Annotated in this window: 2 protein-coding genes; both read left to right on the plus strand. The window is 34.2% G+C overall.

Translation table 11 applies throughout. From position 1 onward, the window contains the following. Positions 1-220: 220 nt before the first annotated feature. Positions 221-1,051, plus strand: a complete 831-nt coding sequence (locus AC06OU_RS15030) for a DUF2785 domain-containing protein (RefSeq protein ID WP_475856858.1) — start codon at positions 221-223, stop codon at positions 1,049-1,051. Between the two features lie 33 nt (positions 1,052-1,084). Beyond that, on the plus strand, positions 1,085-1,585 hold the full coding sequence (locus AC06OU_RS15035) for an NUDIX domain-containing protein (RefSeq protein ID WP_475856860.1): 501 nt from the start codon (positions 1,085-1,087) through the stop codon (positions 1,583-1,585). Positions 1,586-1,700: the final 115 nt, after the last annotated feature.

Genomic DNA, 1,700 nt, shown 5'->3' on the forward strand with positions numbered 1-1,700 from the left:
TAATTTTATTTCGACTCCTATCGCTCACATTTCTGTGTGGGCGCAAATAGTGCCCCTAAAGCTATTGCTGTTAAGTTGTCGCATAAAATTTAGGATCTTTTATTTTGTTGTAGATTTTAAATACAACTAATTTAAATTGGGAAAATAAATAGCTTGTAAAGAAGGAAATGAGTTCCTTTCTCTAGAATTAATAAAAGATAGTTTATTAGGGAGGATTAAAATGGAGCTAAAAACAATATTAAGAGAATGGCAAAATGAAAAAGGTGATTTGGATAACTTAGAGGAAGTCATAAAAGAAATGCTTATTAATATAGGATCAGTGGATGGAGAGCTAAGAGATAGCTTAATTTATTCTACTTTTTACCTGCTTATAGAGAACAACAAATTGTCAAATTCCCTTATGGTGAAAATACTAAACATTTGTTTATCTGAAGAATATTTATTTAAAGGCATAGGTGAACAGGACACTGATACAGTGTTTACTAGATCATTTTCATCTTTAGTCATTGCTTTGATTGTAGAAAAGGATAAAACAAAAAATTTTTTAGATAAGCAGCAATTAGAAGAAGTCTATAAAAAAACGACAACATACTTACAATCAGAAAAAGATGTGAGAGGTTATGTAGAAGGGAAGGGATGGGCTCATAGTATTGCGCATGGCGCAGATCTCTTTGAATCTATTATTAGTCATCCTTCCTACGACATATTACACGCTGAAGAATGGCTAAACGTTATAAAAGCTTGTATATGGAAGGATACTGTTCTCCAGGACGATGAGGATGAACGATTAATCTTTGCAGTGGAAGCAATGATTGAAAAAGGTTTACCGGAGGAAATGCTTGTAGAGTGGGTACATAACTTTGAGAGTTTAATGGGAGCAAGATTAAAAGAACAGAATCGCATAGTCTTTTACAAATATCGATCTAATGTTATGAACTTCTTAAAATCTCTTTATTTTCGTTTAACATATCTCGATCAAAATATACATACGCAGCATCAAATCAAAAAAACATTGAAAAATTTACATGAAGCTATGTACAAGAGAGAGTAATCATAGGGACAGCAAGGAAAAAGGAGCAAATAGATGACTCATCAAACTACAGTCGTATGGGGGCAACATCCCGTAAGGTTAAAGTGGCAGCGTTCCAAATTAATAGGAAACAAAGACACAGTAACAAGTGTACACGGATGCTGCTTTTACGAAGGAAAAATATTATTAGTTAAAGTGAAAAAGAGGGGATTTAATCTACCTGGAGGGCATATAGAAGGAAATGAAACTCCAGAAGAAGCATTACACCGAGAGGTCTTCGAAGAGGGCTCTGTAAAAGGTAAAGCTACTTATATAGGGGCTATTGAGGTAAATCATGAAGAAAATCCTTACTTTGACCCAAATGGAAAGTATCCTATAATTGGTTATCAATTATTCTATCGGTTGGATATAGAAGAATGCCATCCCTTTCAGCGGAAGCACGAAACGACCACACGTATTTGGATGGAACCTGAAGAAGTTCCTTATGTTATTGATGATCATGATATAATTCATTCTATTATCGAAGAAGCAAAAATGGTTAAGTCTGTATACTAATTGAAAAACCTCAAAGCATATACGCTTTGAGGTTTTTGTGTATTAGTTAGCTTCTGTATCACTTTCAGTATCTTCTGTCTCAGTACCTTCCGTTTCGGTAGAGGTAGTGTCATCA

The sequence above is a fragment of the Psychrobacillus sp. genome (assembly GCF_056205495.1).

Coding starts and splice junctions, on each gene's coding strand:
- AC06OU_RS15030 (WP_475856858.1), top strand. CDS start 221: ATGGAGCTAAAAACAATATTAAGAGAATGGCAAAATGAAAAAGGTGAT.
- AC06OU_RS15035 (WP_475856860.1), top strand. CDS start 1,085: ATGACTCATCAAACTACAGTCGTATGGGGGCAACATCCCGTAAGGTTA.